The following is a 21,563-nucleotide window of genomic DNA, read 5'->3' as shown; positions in this document are numbered from 1 at the left end:
TATAAATCCCAAGCATGCCAGGAACAATCAACCACGACATGGATACAATTCCAACTCACTTAACGGCACCCTACTCTGACTGGCGTCCTCCGACACCCTGTTCGGCACCGAACGCCCCGAGGTATTTTAGGCTAAGTCGAATCCCAAAGGTGTCTTCCGGCTGGATCTCGCGATTGCGAAAACGTCTGCGCTCAAAGCCCATGTAAAGCGTGCAGCATTCGTCCTCGTAAATCAGATTGGCGCCGGCGCGCGGGGTGTAATCGTTCTCGAAGTCGTGCTGGGCATAGATGCGTCCGCGCCAATGGTCGGTGAACTGACTGGACAGGGATATACGCACCTGTTCGCGAGCGCCATAGCGACTGCTTTCCGTGGTTTCCTTGAAATTCAGGTAACTGCCGGTGACGCGGAACTCTGGAATCCCGGCGCGAAAGCGCGCTTCCTGTTGGCGAAAACCCAAGTCTTCCTGATCGAGGCGAAAACGATAGAGCAGGTCAAGCTCCCGAAAGGGCTGAATGCGCACCCGACCCACATAATCCGAGTTCTTGGATCGCAGTCCGGTGCCTTCTGAAAAATCCTCATTCTCCTCGAAGCGATAGCTCTTGCCGATGAAGGCTTCGCTGTAGAACTGAGAGTAGGTCGAAAAGCTGTAATTCATGCCGAAGTCAATACGGCTGCCCTTATCGACGCGATCCAGCCCGGCAAAGCGGTTGAGCGCGAAGAGGTTGGTATCATCGAATTCGACATCCAGGCTGTCTTCATTGGGGATGTCGTCGTTGTTGCCGAAAGAGGGGGCGGCTACGGCCTGGACAATGGGCTCGAACGTCTGCTGGAAGTATTCCGACTGGGCAACCCAAGGATAGCGCCATTCCATCGACAACTGAGGAAAAACGCGACCGGTGAAATCGGAACCTTCGGAGGGTTGGGGATCGAAGGCTGTGGTGCCAGGATAGTGATCGTCGGTCCAGTAACCGTCAGTCCGCAGGCTGGCCCGCAGTGTGTAGACATCGCCGATGGGGCCCATGAAGGGCTGGTTCCAGGCCGTGCTGAGCGACAGGCGGCGAACCTCTCGTCCCTTCTCGCGCTGCAATGACAGCAGATTGGCATCCAGTTCGTAATAGCCGCTGCCCCACACGGGTTCGCTGACGTGATTCCAGTCCAGCATGGGGGCCACGATGGGCTGGCGGCTTGTGGAGACCAGGTCCGTCAGGGACTGATAGGCGAAGGCGTTGGCCGAGAAGTAGTTGCGCCCTTCCAGGCGTTCGGCGAAGAGACGGCTCTCGTAAAGCTGTTCTTCGTCTCTCAGATCGACATTGTAGACCTTGGGATAGCTCTCGTCGCTGGCGCGCCGGATGTCGAATCCCCCACGCCAAGTATCCGAGAAGTCGAAGCGGCCCATGGCATCAATGTGGCCGCGAAACTGATCTTCGTGAAGGACTCCGTGGGAGTCTATGCGATCAGCGCGCGTGCCCGAGAGCGTGGCCTCGAGTGTGCCGTTCTCGAAGATCTTGCGGAATTCCGTGGAGAGCTGCAGGCCCTGGTTCTGGGTGTACATTGGCGTGATGGTGACGTCGCTCGTGGGACCGGTAACCCAGTAATAGGGCACCTTTCCATACATGCCGAGGAAGTCTTCGCTGCCATACTCCGAGGCCAGGAGGCCGCTCTTCCGGTCGACCGTCCAGTCCGCGTGAGAGAAATAAGGGGTGTAGAAGGCGGGCACGCCGAAGAACTCCAGGCGCGCATTGCGATAGCGCATCTCCTGGGCTTCCTGATCATGTATGGCGCGATCCGCCTTGATCTGCCAGAGCGGGGCGGCGTCCGGATCCTCCTCGCAGGGCAGGCAGGGGCTGAAGACACCCTGCCGGAACACGGTCCTGTTGCCACTGGTGCGTACGGCAGTGTCGGCGGCGATGCGCGTGTCATCCAGTAACAGGATGCGGACATCCCTTACGAAGGCCTCCTTCATGTCGCTGGTGATCTCGACGTATTCGCCGAACATGACTTCACCGCTCGGCTCTACCAGCGCGACGTTCCCGCGGGCGGTGGCCACATCGGTGTTGGTGTTGTAAGTCACCGTATCGGCCAGAAGCACACGATCTCCCTGGGCAAGCTCCACGTTGCCGGAGGCCGTTATGATGCCCTCATCCTCATTGTTGGTGACTTCGTCGGCGCGCAACAGGGCGCGTTCGTCCCGCTCTTCTTCTTCGGTGTTTGCAGGAGAGCTGCCTGTCTGGGCTGCCACCGGGCTGGCCGATTCGATCATGAAGGGCGTAAGGAGTGCCAGGACGGCCGCCCCTGAAAAGAGAATATCCTTAAGTGTTCCAGAGTTCATGTGACTCTGAGGTCCCCTTGAGATCGCAGAGGCCACAGAGGCCTCTTGCCCGCCCGAGCCTGTTCCCCTGAACAGACCATTCACTGTCGCTTGAAGCGCAAAGCGGCGCCAGCGTCAACCGACCTCTTACCTATAAAGCAGAAAAAGCGGACTCGCACAGAATAAAGCTTTTCAGGGATAACGGCAGGCAGAGGCGCTTTCCCACTCAAGAGAGGCAGTTAGGGGTTTAGCTTGCCGGGCGCTCGTCTTATCTTCAAACCTGTCCGCCATGAACAGCGAGGAAAAGTAGATGCAGATCGGTTTTTCAGCCCCTGATATTCCCGGCAAGGGCACACTGGCCATAACCGTCCTGGAAGACGGCAAGCTCGGCGAGGCTGGTGCCGACCTCGACAGGAAAACCGGTGGAAGCCTGACGCGTGCCCTTAAGGCCAGTAGTCGCTTCAAGGGCAAGAAAAGCGAATTCCTCGATATTCTGGCGCCCCAGGGGGTGGATCTGGATCGCATCGTGCTGGCCGGTATCGGCAATCCCTCGGAGACCAGTGAGCTGGATTGGGAGGCCTTGGGCGGCAACCTGCTCTACCATCTCAACCAGGCAGGCGTGGGCGAGGCGACGCTGTTGTTCGAAGCCTTCGATGAGTCCCAGGTCGCGCAGGATCGTGCCGCAGCACTTGCAGGTTATGGGGCCAGCCTGCGCAGCTATCGCTTCGATCGCTATCGCACACGCGAAAAGCAGGAGAAGAAGCCAACCCTGGAAACGCTGACGCTGGCACTTAAGGACCACAAGCCGGCCGACAAGCTCTACAAGGATCTCGAGCGGACGGTGCCGGGCATCTTCATGGCCCGGGACGTGATTTCGGAACCGGCCAACGTGATCTATCCGGAAAGCTTCGTGCAGGAAGCCCGCAAGCTGGAAAAGCTGGGGGTCAAGATCGAGGTTCTCGGAGAAGCCGAGATGCGTGAACGCGGGATGCATGCCCTGCTCGGGGTCGGTGAGGGGTCGCAGCGGGACTCCCAGCTTCTGGTCATGACCTGGCCGGGTGCAGACAAGAAGGGCGAGCCCGAATTCCCTGTTGCCTTCGTTGGCAAGGGTGTCTGTTTCGACACCGGCGGAATCTCGATCAAGCCGGCTGCGAACATGGAGGACATGAAATGGGACATGGGCGGCGCCGGCGTCGTTCTGGGGCTGATGCATGTTCTTGCCTCGCGCAAGGCCAAGGTAAACGCCATCGGTGTCTGCGGGCTGGTGGAGAACATGCCCGACGGGCGGGCGCAACGGCCAGGTGATATCGTCACTTCCATGTCCGGACAGACCATAGAGATCATCAACACGGACGCCGAGGGGCGCCTCGTTCTGGCCGATGCGCTCTGGTACGTGCAGGAGCGCTTCAAGCCGAAGACCGTCATCGACCTGGCGACTCTGACAGGCGCCATCCTCGTCGCATTAGGCAAGTCTCAGGCCGGTCTTTTCTCCAACAACGACGAGTTGGTTGAAAGCTTGGAAAATGCCGGGAAGAATACATCGGAAGCCGTCTGGCACATGCCCATGGGGGAAGAGTTCGATCAGCTTCTGAACACGGATTCGGCGGATATGAAGAACACGGGCAACCGCTGGGGCGGTTCCATTACGGCTGCGCAGTTCCTCAAGCGCTTCATCCAGGAGGGGGTCTCCTGGGCTCATCTGGACATTGCCGGTGTCACCTGGTCGGAAAAGGACAAGCCCACGGTTCCCAAGGGTGCGACCGCACATGGTGTGCGTCTGCTGGACCGCTATGTCGCGGACACGTTCGAGAAATAGCGGGAAAGCGCTCTCGTGACGGAGGTTCGCTTCTATCACCTGACCGCAACGAACCTTGAATCCGCCTTGCCCAAACTGCTCGAAAAAACCCTGGAGCGCGGCAAGCGGGCGGTGGTGCTGGCCCGGTCGGAGGAGCGCGTGGAGGCGCTGTGCGCGCATCTCTGGAGCTACCATGACCGCAGCTTCCTGCCCCACGGCAGTCGCAGGGACGGGTTCGCCGAGCAACAGCCTGTCTGGCTCACTGACAGCGACGAGAATCCCAACGGGGCCCAGTATCTCTTCCTGACCGATGGGGCGAGCAGCGAGCAGATGGCGAGCTACGAGCTCTGTGCCCTTCTTTTCGACGGCCGTGACAGTGAGGCTGTTCAGGCAGCGCGCAGCGAATGGAAGCGTTGCAAGGAGCTGTCATTCGAGCTGACCTATTGGCAGCAGGACGAACAGGGCCGCTGGAACAAACGGGAGCCTGGCTGATTGACGGGATTCGGGTCGCTTCCGACCAGGTGATCAGCCAGCCTTCTCCAAGGCTTCCTGCGTCTGCAGCCAGTCTTCCTCAAGTTGTGAGATTTCCTTCTCGAGCTCGCCGTACGTCTTCTGCAAATCAGCGGCGCGTTCAGGATCGCTCGTGTAGAGATCCGGATCGGCCATTTCCGCTTCGAGTTTCCGTTTCTGCTCGGTTAACTTGGCGAGCTTGCGTTCCGTAGCCTTGGCAGTCTTTCGCAGGTCCGCCAAGGCTGCACGATTCTGCGCAGCCTCGCGCCGCTGTTCCTTGCGGGACGGGCCGGGGGCTGGAGGTGCATTTTCTTGCTGGGACCGCCTGCGCTCTGCCCGTCGCTGTTCCAGCAGCAGCTGGCGGTATTCCTCCATATCCCCCTCGTAGCTCTGCACGGAGCCGTTCTGTACGAGCCAGAGGCGCTCTGCCACCGTCTCAACCAGGTAGGCGTCGTGGCTGACCAGGATAATTGCTCCTTCGAAGTCATTGAGTGCTTCCATCAAGGCGTCACGTGCGTCGATGTCCAGATGGTTGGTTGGTTCGTCGAGGATCAGGAGATGTGGATTCTCCCGGCTGATCAGGGCAAAGAGAAGACGTGCTTTCTCGCCGCCACTCAACTTTTTCACGGGTGTTTCGGCATGGCCGCCCGAAAACCCGAAGCGTCCCAGATGATTGCGAACCAATTGAGGTTTGGCTTCGGGCATGAGCCGGGCAAGGTTCTCGATCGGTGTGGCGTTGTAATCCAACTCCTCGCTTTGATCCTGGGCAAAATAGCCGACACGCAGCTTTCCGGAATTGCGCTTGTGTCCGCCCATGGGGGTAAGCCGGCCGGCCAGCAGGCGAGCCAGAGTGGACTTGCCGTTGCCGTTGGCGCCCAGCAAGGCGATACGGTCGTCCATGTCCACGCGCAGGTTCAGGTTGCGCAGAACTGGGGGATTCGGCGAATACCCGGTCTCCACATTCTCGAGCGTCACGATGGGCGGTGCCAGCGGTTCGGGCTTTGGGAAGTTGAGCGAGACCTTGTGGTCATCCACTACCGTGGTCACGGTCTGCAGGCGCTCCAGCATTTTGAGCCGGGATTGGGCCTGCTTGGCCTTGTTGGCCTTGGCGCGGAAGCGGTCGACGAAGGCCTGCATGTGCCGGCGCTGTGCAAGGATTTTCGCGTTGTAGGCGGCTTCGTGCTCGAGCTTTTCCTGCCGGGTGCGCGCGAAGGTGTCGTAGTTGCCGTTATAGAGGGTGAGCTTGGCGCCCTCCAGGTGCAGGATATGATCCGGAATGCTGTTCAGGAGCTTGCGGTCGTGACTGATCAGCAGCAACGTCCCCGGATAGTTGGCTAGGTAACTCTCCAGCCACAGCGTTGCCTCCAGATCCAGGTGGTTGGTCGGCTCGTCGAGCAGGAGCAGCTCAGGCTCGGAAAACAGCAGGGCGGCCAGGGCGACCCGCATGCGCCAGCCACCGGAGTAGCTAGCGCAGGGGCGCTGCTGTGCCTCCTCGTCGAAGCCGAGACCTGCGAGGATGCGACTGGCGCGGGCAGGGGCGCTGTCGGCACGAATGCTCGTCAGTCGTTCATGGATCTCGGCAATGCGCATGGGGTCTGTTGCGCTTTCGGCCTCCTTCAGAAGGGCGGTGCGCTCCTGATCCGCAGCGAGCACGGTATCGATCAGGCTGGTCTGACCGCCAGGAGCTTCCTGCGCCACCTTGCCGATGCGCCGCCGGCCGGCCAGGGCGATGTGGCCGCTGTCGGGGGAAAGACTTCCGTCGATCAGCCGGAGCAGCGTGGTCTTGCCGCTGCCGTTACGGCCCACGATACCAACCCGCCACTTATCCGCCAGGGTGGCCGATGTCTTGGCAAAGAGCAGGCGCCCTTCAACATGATATTCAAGATTCTCGATATGCAGCATCGTCTAAACTGTTTCCCGACTCACTGGCGGATAGTCCATTGGCATGCGTAATTGGGCCCAGCGAGGTTGTCGTGGCCGGTGAGGGCCAGTATAAGGCGCGCGACATTCACGCCAGCAGGAGATTGACAAGATCATGGCCAAGGAACGCACACTCTCAATCATCAAGCCCGATGCCACCCAGCGCAACATCACCGGAAAGATCATTGATCGTCTGGAGAATGCAGGACTGCGCGTGGTCGCCCAGAAACGCCTCAAGCTGACCAAGGAGCAGGCAGAGGGCTTCTATGCGGTGCACAAGGAGCGTCCCTTCTTCAATGATCTTGTTTCTTTCATGACCTCTGGTCCGGTCGTTGTTCAGGTCCTCGAAGGCGATGATGCCGTCGCCAAGAACCGCGAGGTCATGGGGGCGACCAATCCGGCCGATGCGGCGCCCGGTACCATTCGCGCGGATTTTGCCGAATCCATCGAGGCCAACTCCGTTCACGGATCGGATGCGCCTGAAACGGCTGAGCAAGAGATCGCCTTCTTCTTCAAGGACGACGAAATCGTCGGCTGAGGCCTTGGACGGTGGCACGAAAAGGCGGGAGGCTCTCCCGCCTTTTTTCATGTCCTAGACCAGGATCAGGGCCATCAGCAGCAGGACGATCGCCACGATGGACGCTCCATAGGCGGCAAATTTCAGGAAACCGGTATAGGTCGCCTTGTGAGCCTGCAGCATGCGATCTTCGTTCATCTCGTTTCCCTGACACAATGAATCGGCTTGGGTGTCTATCTTCTGTGCCGGATTATCTAGGAAAAATCCGAGGGTCGCACAAGCTCGGCGGTCCCGGGATTGAGCAGAAGAGCGTCATCTTCGTTGAAGCTCCCTGTGAAATGGACCTTGTCCTCTCCAAGGCGGATGTGACTCTCCGCAATCAACTGGAGGCAGGTGGGATAGAGCTTGTGTTCAGCGCGGAGAACCCGGGCGGCAAGGCTCTCGGAGGTGTCCTCCGGTGAGACGGGCACGGCAGCTTGGCCAATGATCGGCCCACTGTCCACTTCGGTGCGGACGAGGTGGACAGTGCAACCATGCAGCCGGACACCTGCCTCCAGGGCCTTCTCATGGGTTCTGAGGCCGGGAAAGGCCGGCAGAAGAGAAGGGTGGATGTTGATCAGCCTGTTGTGCCAGCGCTCAATGAACCAGGGGGTGAGGATTCGCATGAAGCCGGCCTGGCAAATCAGGTCGGGAGCGGCACTCTCGAGCACTGCTGAGATCTTGCGCTCGAAAGCCTCCCGGCTGTCGAAGTCGCGGTGAGGAACGGTGGCTGTCCGGATACCGGCGGTCCCGGCGCGTTCGAGCGCCTGAACATCAGGCACATTCGAGACAACCAACTCTATGGAAACCGGATAGGAGGGAACGGCTGCCGCATCAAGCAGGGCCTGCAGATTGCTGCCGCGTCCGGAGACCATGACCGCGACGCGCAAAGGGCGATGTTCGCTCTCGGCCATGACTTATTCCAGGCGAACCGCCGGCCCCTCGCCGCGCGACACGATGCGGCCCAGTTCGATCACCTCTTCACCCTTCTGGCGGGCGACTTCGGCCACAGCTTCGGCCAATCCCGCCTCGGCCACCAGCACCATGCCGATACCGCAGTTGAAGGTTCTGAAGAGATCCGAACGTTCGACGTTGCCGTGTGTATGCAGCCACTCGAACACGGCCGGTAGCTCCCAGGAGCCGGTGTCGATCTCGGCAGCCAGCCCGGCCGGCAGGACGCGCGGCAGGTTCTCGACCAGTCCGCCGCCCGTGATGTGAGCCATGGTCTTGACGCCACCAGTCCCGAGCGCGGCGAGGCAGGTCGAGACATAGATGCGTGTCGGGGCGAGAAGCGTGTCCGCGAGTGTCATTTCCATGTCGAAGGGAGCTGGGGCCTCATAGGAGAGACCAAGATCGGACACCACCTTGCGAACCAGGGAGAAACCGTTGGAATGCAGTCCGTTGGAAAGGAGGCCCAGCAACACATCGCCCTCCTGGACGGTGTCGCCGGTGATCAGTTCAGAGCGCTCCACAGCGCCAACGCAGAAGCCTGCGAGGTCATAGTCCTCTTCGTTGTACATGCCGGGCATCTCGGCGGTTTCTCCGCCGACCAAAGCACAGCCCGCCTGGCGACAGCCTTCCGCAATGCCGGCGACGATCGCGCGTCCGGTTTCGGGGTTCAGGCGTCCCGTTGCGTAGTAGTCGAGGAAGAAAAGGGGTTCGGCCCCCTGGACGACCAGATCATTGACGCACATGGCCACCAGATCGATACCAATGCTGTCGTGCTTTCCCGCGGAAATGGCTACTTTGAGCTTCGTGCCGACACCGTCCGTCGTGGAAACCAGCAGCGGATCCCGGAACCCTGCGGCTTTCAGATCGAAAACGGCGCCAAAGCCCCCCAGGCCGCCCAATGCACCGGGACGGGTCGTAGCTGCGGCCAAGGGCTTAATGGCATCCACCAGCGCATTTCCGGTATCGATGTCCACGCCTGCGGCCTTGTAGCTACGCCCTGTCATCTGTGTCCTCGCGTTTGTATCGGAAGCCGTCTTGAAGTATGACATTCCTTATGTCCCGACGACCATCAACGGACGGGGCGAGCATAAGCATTCCAAAGGGCCATGCAATGTCGTTTCGCTCTCTTACACTCGCTCTTGCCGCGCTTCTGGTCATGGGCGCTGTGCTTGCCGGACAGCCGTATGCCAACGATCTTTATCGGGTCAGCGGCGTAGACGTCGATGTCGAGGCCTCCAATGCCGTCGAGGCTCGGGAGGCAGCAATGGCACTGGGCGAAAGCCGCGCGCTTTCCCGGCTGTGGGACCGGCTGGTTCCCAGTTCGGCCCGGAATCAGGTTCCCTCCCTAGGTGCTTCGGAGGTGACAAGCCTTGTCGAAGACCTCAGGGTGTCCGACGAGCGGACTACCAGCAATCGCTATATAGCCAGTCTGACGGTCAGCTTCCGTCCGCAGGCAGTACGCCAGATGTTGCGCGACGAGCGCATCCCCTTCGCCGAACAACGCAGCGAGCCGGTCGTGCTATTGCCGGTCTTTGAGCGCGGGGAAATGCAGACTCTCTGGCGCGACGACAACCCCTGGCTCGAGGCCTGGAATAATCATACCAATACCGGACTGGTGCCGCTCACAGTGCCCTTGGGCGATGCCTCGGCAATGTCCATGATTTCCGCCCAGGGCGCACGTTCCGGAGATCGCGAGGCTCTGAACCGGGTTGCCGAGGCCAATGGCACGGATAGCGTATTGGTGGCACTTGCCCGGGAAAGCGGTTCGCTCATACAGTTGAATGCGCGCCTTTACGAGGATGACGATGTCCGGGATATCCCGGTGGACTCCATTTCCCGACGCGAAGGCGAAGAATTGAGCCAAGCCCTTTCGCGCGCGGCGGAGGAAGTGTCCTCTGCGCTCCACGATATCTGGAAAGAGGAGAACGTCCTACGGTTCGACCAGCAGGAGACGCTGCTGGCAGAGGTGCCGGTCCGCAGCCTTGAGGATTGGGCACGGGTCCAGCGCAGCCTGGGGTCCACTTCTGCCGTGCTTGAATACGACGTGGTACGCCTTACCCGCAGTGAAGGTGTCGTTCGGGTGGTCTTTTTCGGCGGAACCGACCAACTCTCTCAGGCATTGGCACGCGAGGACCTGCGGCTGGTTCCGAGCGACGATCGTCAACTGCAGGAGGACGGCGCCATTTCCTCCGGGGCTGAGGCCGTTCGCCGGGCGAACCGCCCGCAGTGGCGGATTGTGAACGAGGATGATTTTGCTCGAGAGGGTCTCTCCAACGACGATGAATGACAACAGGGATGGGGCTGCGGATGCACTGGCGTGAAGGCCTTATCTGGCTGCCCAATCTTATCTCCCTGCTGAGGCTTTTCGTCGTACCGATCGTCGTCCTGCTTATGCTGGAATCAGCCTATGCCTGGGCGTTCTGGCTGTTCCTGGCAGCAGGTGTGTCCGATGCCGTGGACGGCTTCATTGCCAAGCGCTGGAAACTCTCTACAAAACTGGGGGCTTATCTTGATCCACTGGCGGACAAGGTCTTGCTGATCGCAATGTACATTACCCTTGGGTATCTGGATGAGATCGGAACCTGGCTGGTCATTCTGGTAGTTTCCCGCGATCTGCTGATTGTTGGAGGGGCCTTGCTGTATCACCATCTGACCCACGAGTTGAAGATGCAGCCCCTGTTCGTCAGCAGGCTCAATACCGTCGCACAGATTCTCCTTGTCGTCCTGGTCATGGCAAGACTGGGCCTGTCAATCGATGTCGGCAGCCTCGTGGAATCAATGGTGATTACGGCAGTGGCTGTGACCTCCCTGCTGTCAGGGGGTGCCTATCTGCTGATCTGGGGCCGCAAGGCCATAGGGCGGGAGGAGTTCCGGTGAGGAATCAGAAGGCCTTGGTATTCTGGGGCGTTGCCTTCGCGCTTACGATTCTGCTCATCTATTATCTCAGCGCGATTCTGCTGCCTTTCGTGGCAGGCATGGCGATTGCCTATTTCCTGGATCCCTTTTGCGACCGGCTGGAAGAGCGAGGCGTTTCGCGTACACTGGCGACCTGGATCGTGAGCCTCTGCTTCACCCTGGTGCTGCTCCTGCTGCTTGGTTTGATCATCCCGGCGGCGGTCATCCAGGCGTCCGACTTTGTCGCCAGGGTTCCCGAATACCTGTCCAGCCTCCAGGAAACGGTGAAGACGCTTAGCCAGCGCGTCGATAGCTCCTTCTGGGACGATATCCTCCAACGCGCCAGGCAGGCGACCAGTGAATCCGCCGGCAAGCTGACCGGTCTTCTCTGGACGGCTCTCGGTGGACTCTGGTCTGGGGGAATGGCGCTCATCAATCTGCTGAGCCTGTTGTTCCTGACGCCGGTCGTGTCCTTCTTCCTGTTGCGGGATTGGGACAAGCTGGTGCAACGGATCGACGGTTGGCTGCCTCGCGCCCAGGCACCGACGATCCGTCAGTTGGCGCGTGAAACCGACGAGATTCTGGCAGCCTATGTACGGGGCGTGCTTACGGTCTGCGTTATCCTGGCCAGCTTCTATTCCATCTCGTTGACTTTGGTCGGCCTGCAGAGCGGGTTGGTGATCGGCCTGATCTCGGGGTTCCTGTCCTTCATTCCCTTCATCGGTGCCTTGACCGGCTTCGTCCTCTCGGTTGGGTTGGCCCTGCTTCAGTTCGACAGCCTTCTGCCCGTTTTCCTGGTGGCCGGTATCTATGGTATCGGACAGGTGGCGGAAGGCAATTTCCTGACCCCCATGCTTGTAGGCGACCGTGTGGGATTGCACCCCGTGCTGGCGATCTTTGCCTTTCTCGCCGGGGGCGTGCTGTTTGGATTCACGGGGGTCATGCTGGCGCTTCCCGCGGCAGCGGTGCTTGGGGTCCTGGGACGCTATGGCCTGAAACGCTATCTCAGCAGCTCGCTTTACCGACAGGAACCTGAGGAACGCCTTGAACCACCGGCCGAAGGGCCAGTGTCATGAAGCAGCTGACACTGGAAATCGAACCACGTCCGGCATTGGGACGTGAGGATTTTCTCGTGTCTCCGGGGAACCGGGCGGCAGTGGAGTGGATCGATCGCTGGCCGGATTGGCCAGCGCCAACCCTGGCTCTCTCGGGACCGGCAGGCAGCGGCAAGACTCATCTTGCACAGGTCTGGCGTGTCAGAAGCCAGGCTCTGGCACTTGACGGCCGAGACCTGTTGCGTGCGGATCTTCCGTCCATGCTGGAGGAGGGGGGAAACTGCCTGATCGATCGGGCGGAGCTGCTGGCGGGTGATCCCCAGGGCGAGGAAAGCCTCTTTCATGTGTACAATCGGCTCAGCCAGTGGCAGGGGAATCTGCTGCTGGTGGGCCGTAGCCTGCCCATGCGCTGGCCCCTGAAGATGCCGGATCTTCGCTCGCGGCTGTCCACAGCCGTGCCCGTGGAGCTGGCCCTGCCGGACGATGCGCTGATGCAAGCGCTGCTGGTCAAGCTCTTCTCCGACCGACAGCTCCTGCCGGGCAAGGGCGTGATCGATTTCCTGGTGATGCGCATGGAGCGTTCCTATGCGGCAGCCAGCCGCATTGTGGCCGAGATGGACGCGCGTGCGCTCGAGGAACGGCGTGAGGTCCGCCTGCCACTGGCTCGGGCTGTCTTGAATGATGTTTCCATCGCAGAGGAAGCGGAGACTCTGTCAAACGAGAACTGGTTTAAGGAGGCGGAAGAATGAATCTTGGTATTGCCGGACGCAGAGCCTTGGTCTGTGCGGCCAGTCGAGGTCTGGGACGTGCGTGTGCAGAGGCGTTGGCCGCAGAAGGGGTGTCACTTACCATAGTGGCACGCAGATCCGAGGCTCTCGAGACAGCCGCTGCAGAGCTGCGCACGAGATATGGTGTCGAGGTACAGACGGTGGCCTGCGACATCACCACCGCTGAAGGGCGGGAACTGGCCCTCAAGGCCTGTGCGAAGCCGGATATCCTGGTCAACAATGCCGGGGGACCGCCCCCCGGGGATTTCCGGAACTGGTCCCGCGAAGATTGGATTGCGGCCCTGGATGCCAACATGCTGGCGCCCATCGAGATGATCAAGGCCACCATCGATCCGATGATGGACAACGGCTTCGGGCGGATCGTCAACATTACCTCGGCAGCCGTGAAGGCGCCCATTCAGGCCCTTGGCTTGTCAAACGGAGCGCGCGCCGGGCTTACGGGTTTCGTGGCCGGTCTGGCGCGGCAAGTGGTGCACCGCAACGTGACGATCAACAACCTGCTGCCCGGGCCCTTTGAAACGGACCGACTGCACTCGAACTTCGAGGCAGCCGCTGAGCGCAGTGGCAAGAGTATCGAGGAGGTGCGGGAGGAACGGATGAAGACCAATCCGGCCGGACGTTTCGGCAATCCCGAAGAGTTCGGTGAGGCCTGTGCCTTTTTCTGTTCCGTGCGCGCCGGCTACATAACAGGCCAGAATCTGGTTCTGGACGGCGGCAGCTACCCCGGCACCCTGTAAAGAGCCTGTTAAGCTGGGATGTGCGACAATGAAAGGAACGTCTTCCCTGCTCTTGCAGGGAGGGCGAGCGGTCTGTCCTGCTTATGAAACGGATCTTCTGTGAAGCGTGTCCTTCTGATCTCTTTCTTCCTGCTTCTCCTGGCAGCCGGCGGAATCGGCTATTGGCAATTCGGTCTGCCGGGTGCGGGTGAGGAGGATAGCCAGGCTGCACAGCCCATCTTGTCGGAGTATGTGGCGGTTCCGCCGCTGGTTGTGCCGGTCATCGAAGAGGGCGTGATTGTCGAACAGATACAGTTGCAGGTGGAACTGGAGCTGGCGGGGCAGACTGCATTGCACGAGGCGGAAGAGATGATGCCGCGTCTTGTCGATGCCATGCTGGCGCAGCTTCATGGCTTGATGTCCTACCGTCGTATCCGGGAAAATGAGAACGAGTTGCCTTTTCTCAAGAAAAGATTGCAGGTGGCCGTCGAGGACAGTTTTGAAGAAGGCCAACTGCGTGATGTGCTGGTGCGCGATATTTCCCGCCGTCCTCTGGGAACCGGCGTTCTGAACTGATTCCACGCGGGATGCTCGGGGTTCTGCTTAAAATCCACTCATGGCCATGCCATTAACCGGTCATCAAGACTTTCGTGCGAAACAGAAAAGCATGTCTGTCATGTAATGAATTGATCGGTTGGGAATACTCATGAAGCTCTGGCCATTTGCAAAGGGACGTTCCGAAGGGCGTGAAGCCTCTCAGGAGAGCGTTGCTGAAGAGGATGAAAACCTGACCCAGAACCAGGAGGAAGTCTCCGAGGCCGAGGCCGGCATGGAATCGGAGGATTCGCGCCAGGGTGGCGGCTTCATGCCGAACCTGGGGCGGATCGGTATTCGTGCGCGTCTGTACTGCGCCTTCGGAGGAGTGGTCGCACTCACGCTTCTGGCCAGCGGTGTCGCCTGGTTTTCTTACGGCAATGTCGAACAGGCTTACGGCAGTGCGACCCAGCGGGATGTGCCGGCCATGAATGCCTCACTTAGGCTGCGGGGGGATGCTTTGCAGCTGGCCTCCGATGCACCGCTGTTGGCACGAACGGCGAATGAGAGCGCCCGAAAAGACCTGACCCAGCAGATCGATCAACGAATCAAAGCCATTCGTGCGCGGATGGAGGAGCTCCAAGGCTATGGTGTCAGGAACGATTCCCTAGATCAGCTGAGCCAGGAAGTGGACAGCCTGTCCACGACCATGAACAGCCTGGATGAACGCGTTAGCCAAGCCTTGTCTCATGGTCAGGAGATCGCGCGCCTGGAAGAGGAAGCCGCCCAAAAGCACGAAGTCCTGTTGCAGCAGGTTCGCGACACACTCGATTCCGTGCAATTGAATTTCAAGACAGCTGTAGAGGACACCACGCTGGCAGCGGGTGATACCATTCGCTCTCTCGTGCGGCGTCAGGTGGGTCTTCTGCGCAATGCGCTTGATGCCCTGATTGATGCCAGCCACCTTTCCTCAATCCTGTCCCAGGCTCCCAATGTGGAGGAAGAATCCACCTTGGGAGAGATGGAGATGAAGTACATCACGCGTCTGGCAAGTTTCGACGGGAAGGTCCGCAGCCTGAACGAGCAGCTTGAGAATGAGGCCCTGGCGGCGGCCGTGGATGATTACGCGGCTCTTGGCAGTGGTGACGAAAGCGTGTTCCAGGCGCAGAAGGAGCTGCTCGCGGCACCGGCCTACTCGCGCTCTCGATATGCCCGGACCCTGCAGGCCAAGCTCGAGGAAGCGGTTGCCCTCAACAGCACCTTTCTCGATGAAATGGGTCCGGTCGTCTCCAAGGTCTACAGCCAGATCCTGGATGGGGCGGATGAGGCAACCAACAGTAATACCGAAGCTTTGTCCGAATTGATCCAGAATGACGTGGGCGCACTTTTCAGCCTCATGCGGGTCGAAGCGGAAGCCAATCTCATGCTGGGTGTCCTGACTCGCGTGTCCGCAGCCGGAAATGTTTCGGATATCGACGCACTGGAGCAGTCTTTCTCCCAGTCCAAGGAACGGGCGAGTGCTGCTCTGGCGGATTACAGCGATACGGAACTGCCACAGGCTTTTGCCGCCCTGTCCGCAGTTGGAGAGGGTGAGGGAGGCCTGTTCGAAGAGCGTAGGGCTCAAAGCAAGGCCCGCTTTCTAGCCACCACCGCTGCTCAAGAGGTTGACGGTGCCGTGGCGGGTTTGCGCGAGGGCGTGAGTACGGTCATCTCCGAAGTGGAATCGGGCCTGGAGGCCGGAACAGCTTCGGTCGAGAATGCGATCCAGACCAGCAAGGTCTGGCTGATCGGGATTGCTGTGGCCAGTATGGTCATCTCGGTGCTGATCGCCTGGCTCTATGTCGGCCGTCATCTCGTCGATCGGATCGCGCGCCTGTCGTATTCCATGAAGGAAATCTCCAGCGGGGACCTGACAGCCGATGTGCCGTCCGGCGGCCGCGACGAGATTGCCGACATGGCCAATGCCTTGGCGGTTTTCCGGGATAATCTGGCGGAAGCCGCCGAGGAGCGGACGCGCAACGAACAGGAACGCGCCGAGCAGTCCAAGCGTCGCCGCCAGGAGATGCTCGAATTGGCCGGAGCCTTCGAAAGCAGCGTAAAGTCCGTGGTCGACTCCGTATCCTCTTCCGCCAAGGAGATGGAAACCACGGCCGGCTCCATGAGCGATACAGCCAAACAGACCGGCGAACGTGTGCAAACCGTGGCTTCGGCCTCCCAGGAGGCCTCCTCGGATGTGCAGACAGCCGCGTCCGCCGCTCAGGAACTGGCAGGTTCCATTGCCGAAATCGGACGCCAGGTCGCTCGTTCCAACGAGATTTCCTCCAAGGCATCCGAGAGTGCGGAAGCCAGCAATACCCAGGTGGCCGGCCTGTCCGAGGCAGCGCAGAAGATCGGCGATGTTGTGAAGTTGATCCAGGACATTGCCGAGCAGACGAACCTGCTGGCACTGAACGCCACCATCGAGGCGGCGCGGGCCGGCGAGGCCGGCAAGGGCTTTGCCGTGGTGGCTTCGGAAGTCAAGAACCTGGCCAACCAGACCGCCAAGGCCACCGAGGAAATCTCACAGCAGATTTCCGGCATCCAGAATGCCACGGAAGACACCGTTTCGATGATCCAGAGCATTTCCGGGGTCATCTCGGAGATGAACGAAATCTCCACCTCCATTTCTGCGGCGGTGGAAGAGCAGGGGGCGGCGACGGACGAGATCGCCAACACCATGAACCGCGTCTCCGAGGGGACTCAGAAGGTCAATCAGAACATCGAGGAGGTCAGCGAGGATGCCCAGGGAACGGGTGCTGCCGCCAATCAGGTTCTGAGTTCTGCAGCAGAACTTTCCCGCCAGGCCGATACCTTGCGGGGCGAAGTTGACAGTTTCGTTGAGAAGGTTCGGGCAGGATAGGGTTTTGCCTCATAAAATGGCAAGAAAAGGCGCGGCTTTGGCCGCGCCTTTTTTGCTTCGGTAAGCTTTGTTGCACGTCTATCAGGTTTCTGTCATCGTTTCGGCGCAACTTCAAAATGCCGGAAAATCCGGAACCTGCTGGGGGTAACAGCAGTCTTAAATCAGGGAAGTGGGGGAAATTAACATCATGACTCTCGTGCTGGCCTTCGTTTTGCTTTGTGGCCTTCTCGCCGTTGTCTACGGAGTCTGGGCGTCGCGCTCCGTGCTCACTGCCAGTCCCGGCAGTGAGCGGATGCAGGAAATCGCCTCGGCTATCCAGGAGGGGGCAAGCGCCTACCTGAATCGTCAGTACCGCACGATCGGGATCGTGGGGCTCGTCATCTTCGTCATCATCTCTCTGATCCTCTCGATTGAAGTGGGGATCGGGTTCCTGATTGGCGCGGTGCTCTCGGCGGCTGCCGGCTATATCGGGATGCACGTCTCGGTTCGCGCAAACGTACGGACCACGGAAGCTGCACGCCATGGCCTTGCACGGGGCCTGGAGATCTCCTTCAAGTCTGGGGCGGTCACGGGTATGCTTGTCGCGGGCCTCGCCCTGCTTGCCGTTGCAGGATACTACGTGGTTCTGCTGCTCATGGGCATTGAGGGCCGCGGTATGATCGACGGCCTGGTGGCCCTGGGCTTCGGAGCGTCGCTGATTTCGATCTTTGCCCGACTGGGCGGCGGCATCTTTACCAAGGGCGCTGATGTGGGCGCTGACCTGGTGGGAAAGGTCGAAGCCGGAATTCCTGAGGATGACCCGCGCAATCCCGCCGTGATCGCCGACAACGTGGGCGACAACGTGGGCGACTGCGCCGGCATGGCGGCGGACCTTTTCGAGACCTATGCCGTGACCGTGGTGGCAACCATGGTGCTGGCCTCGATCTATTTCGGGGCCGAAACCGGCATGTTCATCTATCCCCTGGCCATTGGGGCCACCTGCATCATCGGCTCGGTGATCGGGACCTTCTTCGTCAAGTTGGGCAACAGCACCAACATCATGTGGGCCCTCTACAAGGGTTTCCTGGCCTGCTCTGTTATATCGCTCATTCTGCTTCTCCCCGTCACCGCCTGGGTGATCGGCCTGGGTGAGAGTTTCGAGGTTGCCGGCAAGAGCTTTTCTGGCTGGAGTCTCTATCTTTGCGGCATCGTGGGCCTGGTGGTAACCGGGCTGATCATCTGGGTGACCGAGTATTACACGGGCACCGAGTACCGTCCGGTGCGCTCCATCGCCAAGGCTTCGGAAAGCGGGCATGCCACCAATGTCATCCAGGGGCTGGCGGTGTCCATGGAAGCGACCGCCATACCGGCCCTGATCATCGTGGCCGGTATCATCTGCACCTACCTGCTGGCCGGCCTGTTCGGCATCGCCATTGCCGTGACGACGATGCTGGCGCTCGCGGGCATGGTCGTGGCCCTCGATGCCTATGGCCCGGTGACGGACAATGCCGGCGGGATCGCGGAAATGGCGGACCTGGAGGAAGAGGTGCGCAACACCACGGATGCCCTGGATGCCGTGGGGAACACCACGAAGGCGGTGACCAAGGGCTATGCCATCGGTTCGGCCGGCCTGGGCGCTTTGGTGCTCTTCACTGCCTACACCGAGGATCTCAGCTATTTCGCGGCGAACTCAGCCGACTATCCCTTCTTTGCGGGCGTTGAAGTGAACTTCGCCCTGTCCAACCCATGGGTGGTGATCGGCCTGTTCATCGGCGGGCTCCTGCCCTTCCTGTTCGGCTCCATGGGCATGATGGCCGTTGGCCGTGCCGGCGCTGCCGTCGTGGAAGAGGTCCGCAGACAGTTCCGTGAGGTCAAGGGCATCATGGATGGCAGCGGCAAGCCGGAGTACCGCAACTGTGTCGATATGCTGACCAAGGCGGCCATCAAGGAAATGGTGGTGCCGTCGATGCTGCCGGTGCTGTCGCCGATAGTGCTTTATCTGGTGATCTATGCCATTGCCGGAAAGTCGGCGGCCCTGTCGTCCGTCGGGGCGATGCTTCTTGGCATAATCGTCACCGGGCTGTTCGTGGCCATTTCGATGACCGCGGGAGGCGGTGCCTGGGACAACGCCAAGAAATACATCGAGGATGGCAATCATGGCGGCAAGGGATCCGAGGCGCACAAGGCGGCCGTGACCGGTGATACGGTCGGCGATCCCTACAAGGACACCGCCGGTCCGGCCATCAATCCGATGATCAAGATCGCCAACGTCGTGGCCCTGCTGCTGTTGGCTGTACTCGCCGCATAGGCGGGAACAGGGATCATGGCAAAAGAAGAGGGGAGGCTGGCGACAGCCTCCCCTTTCTATATTATCTCGATTGTTTCTCCGCAGGGGGTGGCTGCGATCAGAAGACGCCTCCGCTGCCTCCGCCGGCATCACCCGGTGCCCCCGGCGAGCCGGTGGTCGGTCCGGTGTTTCCGCGACCGGTGTTGTCATCGACGTTGAAGCGTCCGATGTTGCCAAGCAGCTGTTGCAGGATCGTGATATCCTGACCCTCTGTCGGTGTCTCGCGCTCTACGAGGTCGATTTCCTGGCCTTCAGCCAGGGTGTAGAGCTGTGTGTCTGAGACAACGTCGTTGGTGCTGAATTGGACCTTCAGCACCTTGCGCTCGAGGATGTCGGGCTTGAAGAAGGCCACCTGCTCTTCGCGCTGGCCGATATAGTACCAGACATCGTCCTGGAAGGTGGACATTGTCGAAGGCGTGCCAAGCAGGCTGACCACTTGGTTTCTGTTGCTCTCACCCGGGCGGATCTCAGAGATTGTCTCGTCTTCCGGCAGATTGCCGTGAACGTTGACCCGCGGTGAGCAGGCTCCTGCCATCAGCACCCCGGCTGCGGCAAGGGAGAGGAGAGTGAACTTCCCGACCCTTCCAGCCGGGTCGCGAAATGTCTTGCTTGCTGTTTTCTGCATGAGCCTACCAATCATCCTGCCGGTCAGGGGCGACGTTGCCTGTGCTTGATTAACGCCGGATAAGCGGGCATTTCAAGTGCCGTTGCACAGTCATCTCGTCAGCCTCGAGGATTTTCCCCTTGTTTCGTCGCATCTTCCCTAGGGACCCCGGAGAGCACGCGGCCAGTTCCCTGTACGAATCCATCATGCTGCAATCGCGCAGATCGGAATTCTACACCGATTATTCTGTTCCGGACAGTACGGAAGGACGTTTCGAACTTCTCCTCCTCCATCTCTGCATGGTGATTCGACGTCTCAGGCAAGAGAACAGCGAAGAGGCGCGCACCCTGTCCCAGGCCTTGTTCGATTTCTTCATCTACGACATGGATCAGAGCCTGCGTGAAAGCGGCATCGGAGATCTTTCGGTCGGACCGCGTCTGAAACGTGTGGGAGAGGCTTTCTATGGGCGTGTGAAGGCCTACGAGGAGGCGCTGGACGAAAAGCAGGACAGCGACAGGAACAACGCGCTGCGCGGCGCCTTGTTGCGCAACCTCTATGGCACTTCCGCCGAGGTCCCCCCGGGTGCTGTGCTCGACGCCATGACGAGCTATCTTTATCGTTTGGACGCTTTTCTTGCCGAACAGGAAACCCCATATATTCTTAAAGGTGAGGCAAGCTTCATCACGCCCGACACGGCCAGAGAGAAAGATTGACCTGCCAGGGCAGTTTGCATAGGTTCACGACTTTCTTCGACACGGACCTCACTCTCGATGCGAGGTGGAGGTTCATTTTTACTTCGGTTGATCCATGAGCCAGTTTCCGGAAACCGAGTTTTCAAGGCCTGTCAGCCTGTCTGGGCTAGGCAGCACGGAGACGATCCAGGAGATTGCAGCCGAAGCGGAGGAGCGGGATTCTCTGGTGCAGCGCTTCGAGCTCCTCTCACTGGATTACCTGGAAGGGGTGCTGAAGCTGAAGAAGGTCAGGGCCGGCCGTGGTCTGCACGTGAACGGAACTGTAAGGGCTGGTGTGGTACAGCAATGTGTGGTCAGCCTTGAGCCGGTGGAGGTGAAGATCGAGGAGGAATTTTCCCTTGATTTCGATCTGCTCTCGCCGGACGAGCAGGAAGTTACACAGGAGCTTCTGGAAGAGGAGGTTACCGTTGATCCGGAGGAGGACAGAGAGCCACTGAACGGGCAGATGCTGGATCTCGGCGAACTGCTGACCCAGCAGATGGCAATTGCCCTGCCATCCTTCCCGCGCAAGCCGGAGGCGGAGTTGGAACGTAGTCAGTGGGGCAGTGAAGCGGTTGAGGAGGAGTTTTCTGAGAAGGTTTCTCCGTTCAGTAAATTGAAGGAGCTCAAGAAAAACCGCTAGAGTAAAAGCGCCGCAGGCGTTAGGTAGTGGCGAGCCTGTTGGGCAATGGTATTTTGGATGAAACACAGCTAGCCGTGGAGTCACGGCCTGCATTTGTAAACGAGAGAGTGTCATGGCAGTACCCAAGAAGAAAGTCTCAAAGTCCCGTCGGGATAAGCGCCGGTCTCATCACGCCCTGAGCACGCCGGCATATGTCGAGGATCAGGAGAGCGGCGAGCTTCGTCGTCCGCATCACGTTGACCTCAAGACCGGCAAGTACCGCGGGCGTCAGATTCTTGAGCCCAAGAGCGAATACTGACGCATCGGCGGCGGCCTTACTGTTGCTTTCAGGA

At 59.9% G+C, this 21,563-nt stretch carries 20 protein-coding genes; 14 read left to right on the top strand and 6 right to left on the bottom strand.

The features are described 5' to 3' along the window. Positions 1–70 precede the first annotated feature (70 nt). On the bottom strand, positions 71–2,329 hold the full coding sequence (locus ACFOW6_RS08825; RefSeq protein WP_382421967.1) for an LPS-assembly protein LptD: 2,259 nt from the start codon (positions 2,327–2,329) through the stop codon (positions 71–73). Positions 2,330–2,618: 289 nt separating this feature from the next. On the opposite strand from ACFOW6_RS08825, the gene ACFOW6_RS08820 reads away from it, so the two are divergent. Together ACFOW6_RS08820 and ACFOW6_RS08815 are read left to right on the top strand one after the other, a co-directional pair. Beyond that, positions 2,619–4,124 (top strand): leucyl aminopeptidase, encoded by a 1,506-nt coding sequence (locus ACFOW6_RS08820; protein ID WP_382421966.1) that lies wholly within the window; start codon positions 2,619–2,621, stop codon positions 4,122–4,124. Positions 4,125–4,139: 15 nt separating this feature from the next. Continuing rightward, positions 4,140–4,595, top strand: a complete 456-nt coding sequence (locus ACFOW6_RS08815; protein ID WP_382421965.1) for a DNA polymerase III subunit chi — start codon at positions 4,140–4,142, stop codon at positions 4,593–4,595. A 33-nt stretch (positions 4,596–4,628) separates the two neighbouring features. On the opposite strand, the gene ACFOW6_RS08810 is transcribed toward ACFOW6_RS08815, so the two are convergent. Further along, positions 4,629–6,515 (bottom strand): ABC-F family ATP-binding cassette domain-containing protein, encoded by a 1,887-nt coding sequence (locus tag ACFOW6_RS08810; RefSeq protein ID WP_382421964.1) that lies wholly within the window; start codon positions 6,513–6,515, stop codon positions 4,629–4,631. A 133-nt stretch (positions 6,516–6,648) separates the two neighbouring features. Here ACFOW6_RS08810 and ndk point away from each other — a divergent pair, with 133 nt between their 5' ends. After that, entirely contained in the window at positions 6,649–7,071 is a 423-nt protein-coding gene (ndk, locus tag ACFOW6_RS08805) for a nucleoside-diphosphate kinase (RefSeq protein WP_382421963.1), read from the top strand. Between the two features lie 54 nt (positions 7,072–7,125). On the opposite strand, the gene ACFOW6_RS08800 is transcribed toward ndk, so the two are convergent. From ACFOW6_RS08800 to purM, 3 genes are read right to left on the bottom strand one after another with little or no spacing between them, the layout of a single operon-like run. Next, positions 7,126–7,248 (bottom strand): aa3-type cytochrome c oxidase subunit IV, encoded by a 123-nt coding sequence (locus ACFOW6_RS08800; protein WP_382421962.1) that lies wholly within the window; start codon positions 7,246–7,248, stop codon positions 7,126–7,128. 56 nt (positions 7,249–7,304) lie between these two features. Then, positions 7,305–8,003, bottom strand: coding sequence for a phosphoribosylglycinamide formyltransferase (gene purN / locus ACFOW6_RS08795; RefSeq protein WP_382421961.1), 699 nt, complete (start codon positions 8,001–8,003; stop codon positions 7,305–7,307). 3 nt (positions 8,004–8,006) lie between these two features. Continuing rightward, a complete protein-coding gene (gene purM, locus ACFOW6_RS08790; RefSeq protein ID WP_382421960.1) occupies positions 8,007–9,044 on the bottom strand; it encodes a phosphoribosylformylglycinamidine cyclo-ligase in 1,038 nt (345 codons plus the stop codon). Positions 9,045–9,151: 107 nt separating this feature from the next. Here purM and ACFOW6_RS08785 point away from each other — a divergent pair, with 107 nt between their 5' ends. The 8 genes from ACFOW6_RS08785 to ACFOW6_RS08750 all read left to right on the top strand — a co-directional run bounded on the left by ACFOW6_RS08785 (position 9,152) and on the right by ACFOW6_RS08750 (position 19,214). Beyond that, on the top strand, positions 9,152–10,327 hold the full coding sequence (locus ACFOW6_RS08785; protein ID WP_382421959.1) for a DUF2066 domain-containing protein: 1,176 nt from the start codon (positions 9,152–9,154) through the stop codon (positions 10,325–10,327). A gap of 20 nt (positions 10,328–10,347) precedes the next feature. Next, positions 10,348–10,917 carry a CDP-alcohol phosphatidyltransferase family protein gene (locus ACFOW6_RS08780; protein ID WP_382421958.1) on the top strand — a complete coding sequence of 190 codons (570 nt, stop codon included), beginning with the start codon at positions 10,348–10,350 and terminating at the stop codon, positions 10,915–10,917. After that, positions 10,914–12,011, top strand: a complete 1,098-nt coding sequence (locus ACFOW6_RS08775; RefSeq protein ID WP_382421957.1) for an AI-2E family transporter — start codon at positions 10,914–10,916, stop codon at positions 12,009–12,011. Before ACFOW6_RS08780 ends, ACFOW6_RS08775 begins: the two co-directional genes overlap by 4 nt. Next, positions 12,008–12,739 (top strand): DNA replication protein, encoded by a 732-nt coding sequence (locus ACFOW6_RS08770; protein WP_382421956.1) that lies wholly within the window; start codon positions 12,008–12,010, stop codon positions 12,737–12,739. Before ACFOW6_RS08775 ends, ACFOW6_RS08770 begins: the two co-directional genes overlap by 4 nt. Beyond that, positions 12,736–13,515, top strand: coding sequence for an SDR family oxidoreductase (locus tag ACFOW6_RS08765; RefSeq protein ID WP_382421955.1), 780 nt, complete (start codon positions 12,736–12,738; stop codon positions 13,513–13,515). Before ACFOW6_RS08770 ends, ACFOW6_RS08765 begins: the two co-directional genes overlap by 4 nt. Positions 13,516–13,614: 99 nt before the next feature. After that, a complete protein-coding gene (locus tag ACFOW6_RS08760) occupies positions 13,615–14,070 on the top strand; it encodes a hypothetical protein (RefSeq protein ID WP_382421954.1) in 456 nt (151 codons plus the stop codon). 130 nt (positions 14,071–14,200) lie between these two features. Continuing rightward, the gene (locus ACFOW6_RS08755; protein ID WP_382421953.1) at positions 14,201–16,927 is read left to right on the top strand and encodes a methyl-accepting chemotaxis protein; all 2,727 of its coding nucleotides are present in this window, start codon (positions 14,201–14,203) and stop codon (positions 16,925–16,927) included. 187 nt (positions 16,928–17,114) lie between these two features. Further along, a complete protein-coding gene (locus ACFOW6_RS08750) occupies positions 17,115–19,214 on the top strand; it encodes a sodium-translocating pyrophosphatase (RefSeq protein WP_382421952.1) in 2,100 nt (699 codons plus the stop codon). 97 nt (positions 19,215–19,311) lie between these two features. Here the strand turns inward: ACFOW6_RS08750 and ACFOW6_RS08745 are convergent, their stop codons facing one another. Next, complete coding sequence (locus tag ACFOW6_RS08745; protein WP_382421951.1) at positions 19,312–19,878, bottom strand: outer membrane protein assembly factor BamE; 567 nt, start codon at positions 19,876–19,878, stop codon at positions 19,312–19,314. 119 nt (positions 19,879–19,997) lie between these two features. Between ACFOW6_RS08745 and ACFOW6_RS08740 the strand changes: the two genes are divergently transcribed. The 3 genes from ACFOW6_RS08740 (at position 19,998) to rpmF (ending at position 21,529) form a co-directional block, all read left to right on the top strand. Further along, a complete protein-coding gene (locus tag ACFOW6_RS08740) occupies positions 19,998–20,570 on the top strand; it encodes a ubiquinol-cytochrome C chaperone family protein (RefSeq protein WP_382421950.1) in 573 nt (190 codons plus the stop codon). Positions 20,571–20,664: 94 nt separating this feature from the next. Continuing rightward, complete coding sequence (locus ACFOW6_RS08735; protein WP_382421949.1) at positions 20,665–21,231, top strand: YceD family protein; 567 nt, start codon at positions 20,665–20,667, stop codon at positions 21,229–21,231. A gap of 112 nt (positions 21,232–21,343) precedes the next feature. Beyond that, entirely contained in the window at positions 21,344–21,529 is a 186-nt protein-coding gene (gene rpmF / locus ACFOW6_RS08730) for a 50S ribosomal protein L32 (protein WP_382421948.1), read from the top strand. Positions 21,530–21,563 lie beyond the last annotated feature (34 nt).

It is taken from the genome of Fodinicurvata halophila, from assembly GCF_042651425.1.
Classification (GTDB): Bacteria; Pseudomonadota; Alphaproteobacteria; order Kiloniellales; family DSM-21159; genus Fodinicurvata; species Fodinicurvata halophila.
The sequence above is the reverse complement of the archived record's forward strand: the minus strand, read 5'-3'. Positions and strand labels throughout refer to the sequence as shown.